This window comes from Mucilaginibacter terrenus, from assembly GCF_003432065.1.
Classification (GTDB): Bacteria; Bacteroidota; Bacteroidia; order Sphingobacteriales; family Sphingobacteriaceae; genus Mucilaginibacter; species Mucilaginibacter terrenus.
In genome coordinates this window covers 737,077-752,190 of sequence record NZ_QWDE01000002.1, presented here as the reverse complement: position 1 = coordinate 752,190, position 15,114 = coordinate 737,077, and the positions used below count along the sequence as shown (strand labels likewise).

Sequence of the window (15,114 nt, the reverse complement as noted above, 5' to 3'; positions counted from 1 at the left end):
GTTTTTTGATGCTGTATTTCAGTTTGCAAATTTAACAATTATTATATGTGATGGTGCAGACTCTCCTGTAAGAACGGATGTTTTTTAGGCACCAGGGAACTGAACTTGCTCAGCGCAGTAAGCATGCAGAAAGTAAATAAACCGGCAAAGCCAATAAATGTACCTAACTCTTCTACAATTGATTTACCAATGTTCATTGTACCCTCTTCAACAGTGCCCGGCATAACCATCAGGTAATAATCTAACCAGTGGCCGATGATAAGCACGATACAGGTAAGTACCATACGGTTCATTAAACGCTTGGCGTCTCTTGACATTAACAACAGCAAAGGCGCAAGGAAGTTAAGGACAATGTTAAGCCAGAACCACCATTTGTACTCAGGCTCCCACCTCTTGTAGAAATATACAGACTCCTCAGGCATGTTAGCATACCAGGTTAAGAAGAACTGTGCAAACCATACATAAGTCCAGAATATTGAAAAACCAAATATCAGTTTACCAAAATCATGAAGATGGTTTTCAGTAACCCATGTAAAGTGGCCCTTTTTCTGTAGCAGCACAATAGTAAGCGCCATGATAGCTAAACCTACAACGTGCATAGCAGCAAGGTTATACCAGCCAAACATAGTTGAGAACCAGTGTGCCTCAAGGGACATAATGGTACCAAAAGCAAATATTGGGAAGGTAAAACCGAAAATAACCAGGAATATACATGACAGCTTAAAGCTTTTGTCATAATTGCGCATGCCACCTTCTGAGTCTTCGTCATTTGATGCTTTTGTTAAAGCCCAGCCGAAGTAGCTGTATGCAGCTAGTAACACTACAAGCATACCGAAGAAGAATGGTATATTAAGGAAAGGGGCTTTACCTGCAATAATAGGATCATAGTTTTCTGACGCCGGATCGGTTAAGCCGTGCGTAGCCCAATGTGCATACAGGTAAGGAACCATCTCCTTTTTACCATGTTCTACAACTTCGTGTGTGTTAATAAGACCTAAAGTAACAACGATGATCAATATAACACTAGCTATAGGCAGCACTTTTGCAAATGCCTGGGGCACTCTTATAACCGATGCAGACCAACCTGCCTGGGCTACATACTGGTACGCCATAAAAAATACGCCGCAAGTACATACGCATACAAAGTAGTATGACATCAGCAGCAGGTTGCTATAAGTGGTTTGCACATGCTCGCCGCCCATGATAAAGCCGGCCGCAATACATATAACACCAATTACAATGGCAACCAAACTCCACGTTTTGGCTGTACCGCCAAATTCAAATTTTTCTTCTATTGTATTATGATGAGCCATTTTCTTGATAAGATCTTATTGTTGTTGTAATTGGTGAACATACATTACTATCTTCCAGCGCTCTTCCGGAGCCACCTGTGATGCGTAAGAGCCCATGGCATTTACACCGTAAGTAATGGTATGATATATCTTTCCATCGGTAAGGTCTTTCATGGCGCCACCGCGTGATGATTGCCCTTTCGAGTACGACGGCGGGGCCGGATATCCGTGCTGAACAACTGTACCATCACCTTGACCGTTTACACCATGGCACGGAGAGCAAAAGGTGGTGAACAGTGCTTTTCCATCTGCAAGGTTTTGTGCATTTGCAGCGAGCGGATTAGTTACTTCAGTGCTCGCTAACTGATACCCTGCGTTATTATTAGGATAGTCAAAACGTTTGAAGCCGATAGGTATAGTACCCGCCGGTGGTACCTGCGCGGTTTTCCCATCCTTAAAGTTTGGGTTAGCCTGGTCGTATTCGTATGCGATATGCTCGTACATATTGGGAGCGTATTGCCAGCCCGTGCTGCGCCTATCCTTGCACGACGTGATAACGATCGATGCAGCGATAACGAAAGCCGTTGTACCCAATATTTTTATTTTATTCATAGCTAACATATTTTCTGTTGTTATGCTTTACTTCTACAGCTCCTGCTTCTTTTAATAAATTGGTTATATCCTCGTGAGGTACGTTTCCTTTAGCGTCTACTGCTATCACGAAGCGGTCATCGGTAGCACGCAGGTCCATTACCCTTGGCGCACGGCCAGGGAAAAGGTGTGTTGCTGCGAAAAAGGTAAGTGTCATACCAAAAGCGGTGAATAAAATTGTCCACTCAAATGTAAAAGGGACAAAGTTAGGCATTGCAAAGTGCGGTTTACCACCAACGTTCATCGGCCAGTCATGCACAAGCGTGTAATAAAGGATACTAAATATTACGGTTGCGCCCAGACAGCCAAAGCAAAAAGCGGCGTAGCCCAAACGAGACTCCTTAACGCCCAGCTTATCCTCAATACCGTGGATAGGCATTGGGGTGTACACGTCATAAATCGGGATGCTATTTTTCTGTAGCTTCTCTATCCCGTGCATCATATCATCGGGATCATCAAATAAGCCTAATATAAATTTTGTGCTACTCATTTTTATACTTTTTCGTAATCAGACATGTCAACACTGTCAAACTTAACCAGCGACTCTTTATAGTACTGCACTTCTGCAGGTTCCAGGTGGCCGTCGTCAATTAATTTTTTCTTGGCCTGCTCGCTTGATGATTTCAGCAACAGTTTCACTTCGGCCATTGCCACTGATGGCAGCACCCTGATGAACAGCAGGAACATGGTAAAGAACAAGCCTATAGAGCCGATGAACACGGCCACATCTACCCATGTAGGATAGAACATTACCCAGCTTGAAGGGATATAGTCGCGGTGAAGAGAGGTTACGATGATCACGAAACGTTCGAACCACATACCTATGTTCACGATGATAGACAAGAACCAGGAGAACTTGATGTTTCTGCGCAGCTTGCTGCTCCAGAATACCTGCGGAGAGATCACGTTACAGCTCATCATGCTCCAGTATGCCCACCAGTACGGACCGGTAGCACGGTTGATGAAAGCATATTGTTCGTATTCTACACCAGAGTACCAGGCAATGAAGAACTCAGTGATATAAGCCACGCCTACGATAGAACCGGTTAACATGATGATCTTGTTCATCGACTCTATGTGGAACATGGTGATGTAGTTTTCCAGTCCTAAAACCTTACGGGTAACCAGCAGCAGCGTTTGCACCATTGCGAAACCAGAGAAGATAGCACCCGCAACGAAGTATGGAGGGAAGATGGTGGTATGCCATCCCGGTTCCAGTGAAGTTGCAAAGTCAAAGGATACGATTGTGTGTACTGAAAGTACCAGTGGTGTAGAGATACCTGCCAAGATTAGTGACACGGTCTCGAAACGCTGCCAGGTTTTTACTGAACCTGTCCAGCCGAATGACATTACCGAATATATACGGCGGCGTAAGCCTGTTGCACGGTCACGGATAGATGCGATATCAGGTAACAAACCAGTGTACCAGAATACTAATGATACAGAGAAGTAAGTAGAGATCGCAAACACGTCCATCATCAGTGCCGAGTTCCAGTTGACCCAAAGTGAGCCGTACTGGTTAGGAAGCGGCAGTGTGAAGTATGCCAACCAAGGGCGGCCCATGTGCGCTACAATGTATGTAGCGGCGCAAATTACCGCGAAGATGGTCATCGCCTCTGCAGAGCGGTTAATTGAGTTACGCCAGTTTTGACGGAACAGCAAGAGTACCGCAGAGATAAGCGTACCGGCGTGCCCGATACCTACCCACCATACGAAACCGGTGATGTCCCATGCCCAGCCTACTGTCTTGTTCAATCCCCATTCGCCAAGGCCATACCAAAAGGTAAGGCTGATAGCCACTACCCAAAGTAAAGCGCCCATGCTGGCTACGGTGAAACCTATCCACCAGGCTTTATTTGGTTTATTTTCTACAGGGTACAATACATCGTTAGTAATCTTGGCATAGGTGATGTCCTTGCCCGTAATTAACGGTTCCCTGATTATCGATTCACTGTGAGATGCCATATATTATAAATCTCTTGTAATAATTAAGCCTGTAATTCTGATAATGTGTTTCTTACTTTAACCTGGTAGCCAATACCTGGTTTCACGTTAAGCTCTTCTAACACGTAGTAAGTTCTTTCGCTCTTAAGCGCTTTTGATACTTCAGAGTTAGGATCGTTAGCGTTACCAAATATGATCGCTTTAGCCGAGCAGGTTTGCGCACAGGCAACCTGTACATCACCATCCTTAAGCGGACGTTTCTCTATTTTGGCTTTAAGCTTACCAGCCTGTATACGCTGTACGCACATAGTACATTTTTCCATTACACCGCGGAAACGGGTAGTAACATCAGGATTTAGTACCAGTTGAGTATGCTCGTTGCTCAGGTAGTTGTCGAAACGTGAATCGTTCCAGTAGTTAAACCAGTTGAAACGGCGAACTTTATAAGGGCAGTTGTTAGCGCAATAACGTGTACCTACGCAACGGTTGTAAGCCATTTGATTAAGGCCTTCTGATGAGTGTACGGTAGCTAATACCGGGCAAACAGTTTCACAAGGCGCATGATCGCAGTGCTGACAAAGCATTGGCTGGTGCACTACCGACACATTGTCAAAGTTCTCCAGCTTATCAATATCTTTTTCTTTGGTTACGTCAAGGTTACCTTTTCCATCATCGTAGCTGTAGTAACGGTCGATGCGGATCCAGTGCATTTCGCGGCGGCGTCCAACTTCTTCTTTACCTACAACCGGGATGTTGTTCTCTACGTTACAAGCAACCACGCAGGCACCGCAACCTGTACAAGCGTTCAGGTCAATGGCCATTACCCAGTTGTATGCAGGGCGCTCGTACTCGTCCCAAAGATCGTATGTCTCTTTTTCTTCTTCCTTGCCGCTGTTAGAGGCAGGGTTCTTTAAGTAATCCTTCAGCGTAGTTTCGCGGATAACGTTACGTCCCTCAAAAGAGTGGTGCGTTTGTGTTTGCGAAAGCGGGAATACATCACCTGTAGCAGTTACCGTAGCCGGCGCGCTGGTTTGGAATGTACCATTGCGGAAGCTATGGAAAGGAAATGCATTTTTACCAACACCATTACCAACTAATCCGGCATGTGTACGGCCGTAACCAACAGCCACAGATACTGTACCTTGTGCCTGGCCTGGCTGTGATAATACCGGTAGCGAAATAGAATAGCCATTGGCATCTATTGTAACTACTTCAAATTCTTCTAAACCAAGTTTTTTAACGTCAGACGGAGACATGGCTGCAAAGTTATCCCAGGTAACTTTAGATACCGGGTCTGGCAGCTCCTGCAACCATGGGTTATTTGCTTTTTTACCATCGCGCATTGCTACGGTTTGGTAAATCTGCAGCTCTACCTTATTGCCTGATGCTAGTTGGTTGCTATGGTTGATGATGGTTTGTGCTACAGCGTTCAGGTCTAAATTGAACGTGTAAGTACCGGCCGGAGCAGCAGGGGCTTTAATAAAGCCATTTTGCAACACGGTTTCCCAACCTGCCTGTCCTGCTAAGCCACCTTTAGCCAACAGGTTTGTATTCCAGTTATTTCTAACGTAAGTGTAGTAATCTTTTACAGGGTTATTGCTCCACAACAGCATGCTCTGCTCGGCCTGGCGTGTATTGTACACCGGGTTGATAGTTGGCTGCTGTATAGTGTAGTAACCGGCAACAGCGTTATCATCACCCCATCCTTCTAAGTAGTGGTGGTTAGGTGCAACAACATTACAGGTGTTAGCTGTTTCATCCAGGTGATGAGCAAATGATACACGGAGTTTAACTTTCTTTAAAGCTGCCTGTATGTCTTTTACATTAAAGTAATCGTATACCGGGTTAGCGTCCAGGAAGAATACCGCGTCAACTTCGCCGCGTTTTGCTTCATTTACAAATTCAACAAGTTCCGCGTCGTTACCTTTATATTGTAGTGACGGATTGTCCAGATCAATGGTAGTACCGTAGCTGCCCAGTAAAGAGTTGATTGCATTTACCAATACTTGTGTTGCCACATCATTGCTGCCGGCAACAACCAGTGCGCGTCCTTTTGCTGCAACCAGTTCTTTAGCTGCCAGGATAATGGCCTTATCTGCACTAGCATTGGTCAGTTTTTTTGAACCTGGTAGTGTAGTTCCGGAGATAGCGTTGTAAAGGTTAACCAGTGCAATACCTTCTTCAGACGGCTTTATTGGCATACGCACGTCAGCGTTAGTACCTGTCATGCTCATACCAGTTTCGAACTGGATGTGGCGCGACATCTTTTTGCCTTCAAGCGATTTGTTATTTCTGTTAGTTACGTACTGGCTGCTAAATTCTTCGCCAGAGATCCAGGTACCCAGGAAGTCTGCACCGAAGCTTACAATAACATCAGCTTTACCAAAATCATAGTGAGGGATAACTGCTTTACCAAAGCTGTTTTGGTTGGCTTGTATAATACCGGTATATGATACCGCGTCGTAGTTAATGTGTTTAGTGTTCGGATAAGCAGCAATAAAATCAGCAATAACCGCTAAAGTAGAAGGGCTGTGTACAGTTGACGTAATGATGCGTATCTTTTTACCACCTGCTTTTATAGATGCCAGGTTGTTACGAACCAAAGCGTCAAGCTGTGTCCAGCCAGTTTCGCTGCCGTTAACCATTGGCTCTTTTACGCGTGTATTGTCGTATAGTTCAAGTACAGATGCTTGCGCCTGTGCACTTAAACCACCTTTAGACAAAAGATCATTAGGGTTACCTTCTATTTTAATAGGGCGGCCTTCGCGTGTCTTAACCAGTATAGCATTACCTTCAAAAGTAGATGTATAATAGTTAGCTACACCGGGAGTTACCTCTTCAGGCTTTATTAGGTATGGTATAGATTTATGTACCGGTACTTTTTGGCAAGCAGCCAATGTTACCGCACCCACACCAAAACCAAGCGCCTTTAAGAAATCGCGGCGCGGTGTTTTGCTGGATAAGCCACCACCGCTTAATACCTCTTCGATAGGTATAGGCTCGGCAAACTCATGTTTGTTCTTCTCAACAAATTCTGGCGTCCTGTTTAGTTCCTCTAAACCTTTCCAGTATTTTTTATTGCTATCCATTTAAGCTATATAAACTGTAATGTTAAGTTCTCTTGTGTTGTGATCTTGTTATTAATAGTGGCACTTAGCGCATTCAAGGCCACCCAGCATTGCAGGGGTTACTTTCTCGCCTTTCTTGATCTTATCGTGAGCAGCAAGTATTTTGTCGTAGTAAGCGCTGCCTTTAGAGTTGATCTCGGTGCGTTTGTGGCACTGTATACACCATTTCATTGTAAGTGGCGAGTACTGGTAAACTTCCTGCATGTTCTGCACCTGGCCGTGGCAAGTCTGGCATTTTATTGCACCAACTTTAACGTGTTGTGAGTGGTTAAAGTAAGCCAGATCTGGCAGGTTGTGTATACGCACCCACTGGATAGGCCGAGCCTTAGTGCTGTCGTATTTCTGTGTCTCAGGATTGTAACCTAAAGCATCATAAATCTTATGTATCTCCGGAGACTCTGTTTTAACCACCTTGTGGCAGTTCATACAAACATTAAGCGATGGGATAGCTGCGTTCTTTGATTTAAATGCACCGGTGTGGCAGTACTGGCACTCAATTTTCATGATACCTGCGTGCAGTTTGTGAGAGTACTTGATAGGCTGTACTGGTTGGTAACCCTGGTGAACGTTGGTATTCCACATAGTAACCCAGCTCCAGCTGCCTAAGCCAATAACACCACATAGCACTATAAAGAATACCAGTTTCTTGTTTTTGAGAGCACGTTTTACGTCTGCAAGCCTGTCAGCTTTTACAGCTTCAACTTCAGTAACCTCTTCGTCTTCAAGCGCTAAACCACCTCTTTTAAGCAATAAGCGCTCCAGTGTGGCAATTACCTTGTTTAATACAAGTATAACGATGAAGGCAATAACGATTACGCCAATCAGTCCCCATATTAATAACGAGCTTGGGCCGCTTTCTGCTGCAGCACCTGTAGAACCAGCCTGGCCGGCAGCAGGCTTGTCCTGCATTTTCTTCCATTCACCGCGTACATAGGTAAGCACATTAGCAACATCAGCATCGCTCAGCTCGGCAAAAACCGTCATGTTGGCCTGGTTGTACTCGTTGTAGATCTTCAGTGCCTTTGGATTTTTAGCCGCAATAAGCGCCTGATTGTTCTGGATCCATTTAGTAAGGTACTTGTCGTCCGTTTCCTGGGTAACCTGCGGACCAAGTGCCGGGCCGGTCATCCTGGTCTCGATCTTGTGACAGGCGGTACATTTAGATTTAAAAATTGCTTCTCCTTTTGCTGCATCTGCCTGGGCATTTGCGCTTAGGCTGCAAATAGCCAAACCGGCAACCAGTAAAAGCGATTTTGAGAATTGTTTAAAGATCAATGAGATATTTCTCATAAAGTGTATTTATGCTAAATAATTATATTATTAATGTGTGAAACGGACGTAAAGATGTATGTTTTACCCAATTTTTCAGCCACAAAAGTATGATTTATTACAGTACGACTGACAAATTAGTGACACTAAACTCTAATTTATAATCGTTCTAAACAAATCAAAAAACCCCTCTAAACATATCGTAAAGGGGGTTTTTGAAAGAAATTTATCGTTAAAAGAAAACTTCAGATTTTTTGATTTTTTCAAAAAAATCGTTATTGTTTTAATATCCACGCAAAAATGAGTGGTGCAACAATTGTCGCATCGCTTTCTACGATAAATTTAGGGGTATTGATGTCGAGTTTGCCCCAGGTAATCTTTTCGTTTGGTACTGCACCTGAGTATGAGCCGTATGAGGTTGTGGAATCTGAAATTTGGCAGAAGTAACTCCAGAACGGAATGTTCTCCATCTCCATATCCTGGTAAAGCATAGGCACAACACAAATTGGGAAATCTCCGGCAATACCGCCACCTATCTGGAAAAAGCCAAGACCTTTACCGTCCGAATTTTTAACGTACCAATCAGCAAGCCATGCCATGTACTCTATACCGCTCTTCATGGTGCTGGCTTTCATCTGGCCTTTTATAACGTACGATGCAAATATATTACCCATAGTAGAGTCTTCCCATCCGGGTACTACTATTGGCAGGTTGCGCTCGGCAGCTGCCAGCATCCATGAGTTCTTAGGATCTATCTCGTAATATTGCTCCAGCTCTCCGCTAAGCAATATCTTATACATAAACTCATGCGGAAAGTAGCGCTCACCTGCGTCATCAGCATCCTTCCATATCTTATGAATATGTTTTTGCAAACGGCGGAAAGCTTCTTCTTCCGGTATACAAGTATCGGTAACACGATTGTAGTGGTTCTCTAAAAGGTCCCACTCGTCCTGCGGGCTCAGGTCGCGATAGTTTGGCACACGTTTGTAGTGCGAGTGAGCAACCAGATTCATGATGTCTTCTTCGAGGTTAGCACCTGTGCATGAAATAATATCTATCTTACCCTGACGGATCATCTCGGCAAGCGAGATGCCCAACTCGGCAGTACTCATAGCACCGGCCAGGCTAAGCAGCATTTTACCGCCTTCCAGCAGGTGGGTTTCGTATCCTTTGGCCGCATCCATTAAAGCAGCAGCATTAAAGTGCAGGTAATTTTTCTCAATAAACTCAGATATAGGGCCTCTTTCTGTACTCATCTTCTTAATTCTTAATTATTTTGCAAAAGTAGGCATTTTGAGCACACCAATATTTTTAAATTCCAATTTGAACGTAACGGCGGTTTTCAAGCTATCTTAGCCGCCTTATCGTATGAAAAAATTTGTCGTTACAGTACTTCTTGCCTTGGGCGTTATACCTGCCTTTTCTCAGATTAAGAGTATTAAAAAAGTTATTTACCGTATGTACTTTGAGAAGGACAGTACAAAAAAGCCCAGTTTTGTGTTACTGCCGGTTATCAGTTCGGCACCGGAAACAGGCCTTGAACTTGGCGGATCTGCGCTGTATTCTTTTTATACCGATACTATTAACGCATTCACCCGCGTATCTAACATCTTTGCCTACGGCACGCTAACCAGCAAGGGACAAAGCCGCATAAACCTCAGCACCAACTATTGGCTGCCCGGCAACAAATACCATATTACTGCCGCTGTGGGTTACATTAACTTTCCTTTTGATTTTTATGGCATCGGCAATAACACAGGAAAAGCCAATGCTGACAGGCTGGGGCAGAAACGCTTCCGCTTTGCTTTTACTGCTGAAAAAAGCATAGGAACAAACGTTTACATAGGCATTGTAGGCGGAGCTTTAGACTATCGCTTTAATGATGTTGATAATGCCGGAATTTTTGAGACCGACCCTACTATTGAAGGGCGGCACGGCGGTACAACGCTTTACCTGGGGCCAAGCTTTGTTTATGACGGACGGAATAACAATACTTACACCACCAAGGGAGCCATAATAACCAGCTATTTTGATTTTAGAAAAGGTACAGGCAGCAACAGCAGCTATAACGGCGGGTTATTCAATTTCGAGTATGCCCAATTTTTCAAGCTAAGCAAAAGATTTGTACTTGGCTTTGATGTGCAGGAACAAAGCACGACCGGGGCGCAATCTCCTTTTTACTTATTGCCCGCTTTGGGAAGTGATGAAATGATGCGTGGATATTACAACGGACGTTTTCGGGATCGTAACCTGCTGGCTGCCCAAACAGAACTGCGTTACCGACTTAGCGACCGATTTGGGATTGTTGGCTTTGCAGGCACCGGCCAGGTGTTCAACAAGACCTTCAGTTTCGACGAATTTAAACCCAATTACGGCGGAGGTCTACGCTATTTCTTCGATACCGAAAAAGGCTTGAGCATCCGTGTTGATTACGGAGTTGGCGAAAAACGCGCCGGCGAGAGCAGGCAAAGCGGTTTTTATGTTGGCTTGGGAGAAGCGTTTTAGGTGTCCCACATTGTCTCGTTTTGGGTGTCCCAATGGCTGATCAGAAAAAGGCTGATTCTGTCTTTATAATATTGAATGTAAGATACTTAACTAAGGTCAGATAAAGTTTTACAACTGTCCCGCTTTCGAAAATAAAACATTGTAAATAGTTGATAGTCAACAATGATGTGTCCCAAAGTGTCCCACCTGTCCCACTCATAAAGCGGGACACCTTGCCTTACAAAACGCTTTTAAAATCTGATTTTGAAATGCTCCTTTTGAGCTCGGTCTTTTTTAAAGAACACCAGCCCTATCCAGAAAAGATCAACGGTGATCATCACTCGGGGATGCGCCTTTATCTCCGCCCAAGCTTCCTTCATCCCGTCGCTCCAATAGATGTCGTCAAATATTAGCAGCGTATTTTCATGTACGCGGGGCAAGCATTGGTTAAAGTAGTTTAAAGTGGCCGCTTTAGTGTGGTTACCGTCTATGTATACCAGGTCAAGCTGTTCTTGTTTGCTTAAAACGCTATCAAGTGTATCGTCAAAGTTGCCTGTTACCAACTCGATGTCGTTCACGCCGGCTCGTTCGAAAACTTCTTTAGCTACACCAGCGGTTTGAGGGCAACCTTCAAGCGTGAATACTTTCGCTTCCGGAGCCGCCTCGTGCAGATAAAGCGATGTTATGCCAAGGCAGGTGCCCAGTTCTACAATATTGCGCGGCTTTACAAAGGCAGCTATGCGGTAAAGCAGCTGTGCAAGTTTTGGTGGTTTAAGCGCGTTAATTGTTATATCGCTAATTTTTTTGCGATTGCTTTTGTTAACGCGCGAACCTGCACCAAGGTCGGTTACGTTGATATAGCGATCATCAACCAGTAATTGATCGCGTTCCTGTTCTATTTTATCGTAAGCAGCTTTAGGCTTTAAATCGTAAATTACTTCATCTACCAGTTTGTAAACGAATGGCGAGTGCAAACCATGACGGTTTTTTGACGTTAGCCTGTGCAACAGAAAATCCTTGGTGAACGTTAGTTTAGACATCAGTATAATGCTGTAAAAGTATACAAACTTTATTATTTTAGCAGATAGAGATATGATCAATCCAACAGAAGTAAATTCCCTTATACGTTTACTGGACGATCCGGATGCAGAAATTTTTGGTCATGTGCATCAAAAGCTGCTTTCCTATGGTGCAGAAGCTATAGAGTACCTGGAGAGCGCCTGGGAACAAGCCTTTGACCCTATACAACAAGAACGAATAGCAAACCTGGTGCATGAAATACAATTCGGTACGGTAAAAAACGACTTACAGTTGTGGTACCAGGGGGGCGCGTTCGACCTGCTGCAGGGTATACTTATTGTTAACCGCTACCAATACCCCGATCTTGATGAGCAAAAGGTTATAAACCAAATTGAAGCGATAAAGCGTGATATATGGCTGCAAATGAACAATGAAGGCAGCCCGGTGGAGCAGATAAAGCTCATGAACCATGTTTTTTATAGCATCCATGGTTTTAGCGGTAACACCAGCAACCACCGCGATCCTCAGAATAGCTATATTAACCAGGTACTGGAAAGTAAAAAGGGTAACCAGATCTCATTGGCAATCATTTACTCCATTATTGCCCAAAAGCTGGATATCCCTGTATACGGTGTTAACCTGCCCCAGCACTTTATACTGGCTTATATGGATGAAAGCCGCGAATCCGACTTTGAGGGCGGTATATTGTTCTACATTAATGCGTTCAATAAGGGTTTCATATTCGGCCGCAGGGATGTAGACATGTTCCTAAAGCAGCTTAACCTGAAATTTGACAGGCAGTTTTACGAGCCATGCTCGAATACTGATATAATAAAACGTGTTATTCGTAACCTAATCAGCGCATACGAGCATGCAGGCGCATCGGAAAAGGTTGATGAGTTGCAGGAGTTACTTAATATACTTGATCCGCTTACTCCCTAAATCAGGGCTTCAACCAACCGTTATCATTCATCCAGATCTTAGCCCAATCAAACCAGTTGGTTGTGCTGCGTGGGTTCTTTAAACCGAAACCGTGACCGCCTGATGGCACTATGTGCAACTCCGCTTTTACTTTGTTTTTTACCAGCGCTTCGTACATCATCAGCGCATTTTCTACGGGTACTACATCGTCATCTTCTGCATGGACGATGAAGGTGGGCGGTGTGTTTGAGGTAACCTGCTTCTCGTTAGAGTACAGGTCTGCCATGTCCTGCGATGGTGATTTACCTATTAAGTTTTCTTTAGAGCCTGCGTGTGTCTTCTCTCCGAAGGTAATAACAGGATATATCAGCATCATAAAGTCCGGGCGGACACTGATGTTGTTCTTATTGTCTATTACCACTTTATCGAAATGTGTACCCGCGGTTGACGCCAGGTGACCTCCTGCTGAAAAGCCTATTATACCTATGCGATTGGTACTTACCCCCCATTTGGCAGCATCCTGCCGAACCATTTGAATGGCTCGCTGCGCATCTTGCAGTGGCCCTATAGCCTTGTCTTTCATGATGCTATCGCTTGGCAGCCGGTACTTCAGCACAAAAGCTGTTACGCCTATTTTATTGAACTCCTGTGCTATCGCCACACCTTCATGCGCCGATGCAAGGCCGGCATACCCACCACCAGGAAACACAATAACGGCAGTGCCATTTGCGGTGCCTTTGGCCGGAATATAGGCCGTTAATGTAGGTCTGCTCACCTTGGCTATCCACGAGGTTTCATTGATACTTTCTTTATAGGTTGCAGGCGTTGGCTTGGAGTTGGGCACGCCGTTGGGGTACAACGGAATGGCCTTTTCCTGCCCTAAAACGGCTGATGAAAATAGCATGGCAAGCAGTATGAGTTTAACACTTTTCATGAAGATGGGTATAGCTGGTTATAAAAGCTAATGTATAAAATAGACACTGATTAAACACCACCAAAAACGCTAAAGTGTTCAGCTTTTTTTGTGCCCGATGCATTTGAACACTTGTTGAACCCAACATCATCTTTCCGGTAAAAACCGCAAAATTAACCACGCCGGCACAGTTTTACGCCAAAAATTTATTCAGCAATCTTCAAAAACCGCAGCTTTTTCAAAGGCTATTTTCAATTTTATTTGCACTGAATAGTATAAAATACAGGTTAAATTCCAGCACTTTTCACCAACAAAAAAGGCTGCCCTTACGGGCAGCCTTAAAGCATTTTCGGTTGATTATTTATCGCCGCCAAACTCCATCAGGTAAGCCTTCAGGAATTCGTTGAGGTCGCCGTCCAGCACGGCGGCCGCGTTGGAGGTTTCATGATCGGTACGCAAATCTTTCACCAGCTTGTAAGGGTGCAGCACATAGTTGCGTATCTGCGAACCCCACTCTATCTTCTTTTTGTTACCTTCAATGGCATTGGTCAGCTCCATACGCTTGCGCATCTCAATTTCATATAACTGCGATTTAAGCAGGCGGATGGCATTGTCCTTGTTCTGCAATTGCGAGCGCGACTCCTGGTTTTTAATGATAATGCCCGACGGTTTGTGGTATAACCTTACGGCTGTTTCTACCTTGTTTACGTTCTGCCCGCCGGCACCACCCGAGCGGAAGGTTTCAAATTCTATATCCGCAGGGTTTATGTCTATCTCTATTGTATCATCTACCAGTGGGTATACATATACCGATGCAAAAGAAGTGTGCCTCTTGGCATTTGCATCAAACGGAGAAACCCTTACCAGGCGGTGTACACCGTTCTCCCCCTTCAGGTAACCGTACGCAAAATCGCCTTCCAGCTGCAGGGTAACGGTTTTTACACCGGCAACATCGCCCGGCTGGTAGTCCTGCTCGGTAACCTTGTAGCCGTTCTTTTCGCCCCACATAATGTACATGCGCATAAGCATACCTGCCCAGTCGCAGCTTTCGGTACCGCCCGCGCCGGCAGTTATCTGCAATACGGCATTCAGCTGGTCTTCCTCGGCGCTCAGCATGTTCTTAAACTCCAGCTCCTCAACAGCGGTAACCGCCTGGTTAAACTGCTCCTGCATTTCCTTCTCGGTAGCATCGCCTGCCTGAAAGAATTCAAAAAGCACACCTGTATCTTCAACAACCGACTCTACCTTCTGGAAAGCGTCGGTCCATATTTTTTTAACTTTTATGGAAGCCAGCACCTTTTCGGCTTCTTTCGGATGATCCCAAAAGTTTGGACCTATGGTTATCTCCTGTTCTTTTTGCATTGCATCGAGTTTATTATCGATGTCAAAGATGCCTCCTCAGGGACGTTACTCTGTCCCTTAAATCCTGAACGTTCTCTTTAGTCATGCCGCAAATATATAAAATTGGAAAAAGCGCTCCACAAAAAAGGCC

General features: G+C 44.6%; 12 protein-coding genes. 2 read left to right on the top strand and 10 right to left on the bottom strand.

Annotation, left to right across the window (positions count from 1 at the left end):
* Positions 1-41: 41 nt before the first annotated feature.
* The 7 genes from DYU05_RS13975 to DYU05_RS13945 form a co-directional block, all read right to left on the bottom strand.
* The gene (locus tag DYU05_RS13975; protein ID WP_117383718.1) at positions 42-1,313 is read right to left on the bottom strand and encodes a quinol:cytochrome C oxidoreductase; all 1,272 of its coding nucleotides are present in this window, start codon (positions 1,311-1,313) and stop codon (positions 42-44) included.
* 15 nt (positions 1,314-1,328) lie between these two features.
* Complete coding sequence (locus DYU05_RS13970) at positions 1,329-1,904, bottom strand: c-type cytochrome (RefSeq protein ID WP_317127857.1); 576 nt, start codon at positions 1,902-1,904, stop codon at positions 1,329-1,331.
* Positions 1,897-2,433 carry a DUF3341 domain-containing protein gene (locus tag DYU05_RS13965; protein WP_117383716.1) on the bottom strand — a complete coding sequence of 179 codons (537 nt, stop codon included), beginning with the start codon at positions 2,431-2,433 and terminating at the stop codon, positions 1,897-1,899. Before DYU05_RS13965 ends, DYU05_RS13970 begins: the two co-directional genes overlap by 8 nt.
* Positions 2,434-2,435: 2 nt before the next feature.
* The gene (gene nrfD / locus DYU05_RS13960) at positions 2,436-3,908 is read right to left on the bottom strand and encodes an NrfD/PsrC family molybdoenzyme membrane anchor subunit (RefSeq protein ID WP_117383715.1); all 1,473 of its coding nucleotides are present in this window, start codon (positions 3,906-3,908) and stop codon (positions 2,436-2,438) included.
* Positions 3,909-3,931: 23 nt separating this feature from the next.
* Positions 3,932-6,976, bottom strand: a complete 3,045-nt coding sequence (locus tag DYU05_RS13955) for a TAT-variant-translocated molybdopterin oxidoreductase (protein WP_117383714.1) — start codon at positions 6,974-6,976, stop codon at positions 3,932-3,934.
* A gap of 51 nt (positions 6,977-7,027) precedes the next feature.
* A complete protein-coding gene (locus DYU05_RS13950) occupies positions 7,028-8,305 on the bottom strand; it encodes a c-type cytochrome (RefSeq protein WP_117383713.1) in 1,278 nt (425 codons plus the stop codon).
* A 254-nt stretch (positions 8,306-8,559) separates the two neighbouring features.
* On the bottom strand, positions 8,560-9,540 hold the full coding sequence (locus tag DYU05_RS13945) for a deoxyhypusine synthase family protein (RefSeq protein WP_117383712.1): 981 nt from the start codon (positions 9,538-9,540) through the stop codon (positions 8,560-8,562).
* Between the two features lie 112 nt (positions 9,541-9,652).
* Here DYU05_RS13945 and DYU05_RS13940 point away from each other — a divergent pair, with 112 nt between their 5' ends.
* Complete coding sequence (locus DYU05_RS13940; protein ID WP_117383711.1) at positions 9,653-10,789, top strand: BamA/TamA family outer membrane protein; 1,137 nt, start codon at positions 9,653-9,655, stop codon at positions 10,787-10,789.
* A gap of 230 nt (positions 10,790-11,019) precedes the next feature.
* Here DYU05_RS13940 and DYU05_RS13935 read toward each other — a convergent pair whose 3' ends face one another.
* Entirely contained in the window at positions 11,020-11,808 is a 789-nt protein-coding gene (locus DYU05_RS13935; RefSeq protein ID WP_117384012.1) for an O-methyltransferase, read from the bottom strand.
* Positions 11,809-11,860: 52 nt separating this feature from the next.
* Here DYU05_RS13935 and DYU05_RS13930 point away from each other — a divergent pair, with 52 nt between their 5' ends.
* Positions 11,861-12,730, top strand: a complete 870-nt coding sequence (locus tag DYU05_RS13930) for a transglutaminase-like domain-containing protein (RefSeq protein WP_117383710.1) — start codon at positions 11,861-11,863, stop codon at positions 12,728-12,730.
* 1 nt (position 12,731) lies between these two features.
* Here DYU05_RS13930 and DYU05_RS13925 read toward each other — a convergent pair whose 3' ends face one another.
* Both DYU05_RS13925 and prfB read right to left on the bottom strand, forming a co-directional pair.
* Positions 12,732-13,643 (bottom strand): alpha/beta hydrolase, encoded by a 912-nt coding sequence (locus tag DYU05_RS13925; protein ID WP_117383709.1) that lies wholly within the window; start codon positions 13,641-13,643, stop codon positions 12,732-12,734.
* Positions 13,644-13,979: 336 nt separating this feature from the next.
* Positions 13,980-15,069 (bottom strand): peptide chain release factor 2 gene (prfB, locus tag DYU05_RS13920; RefSeq protein WP_117383708.1). Its coding sequence is split into 2 segments (ribosomal slippage): positions 13,980-15,008 and positions 15,010-15,069, totalling 1,089 coding nucleotides; the frame shifts between segments, so codons are not numbered across the junction.
* Between the last annotated feature and the right edge of the window lie 45 nt (positions 15,070-15,114).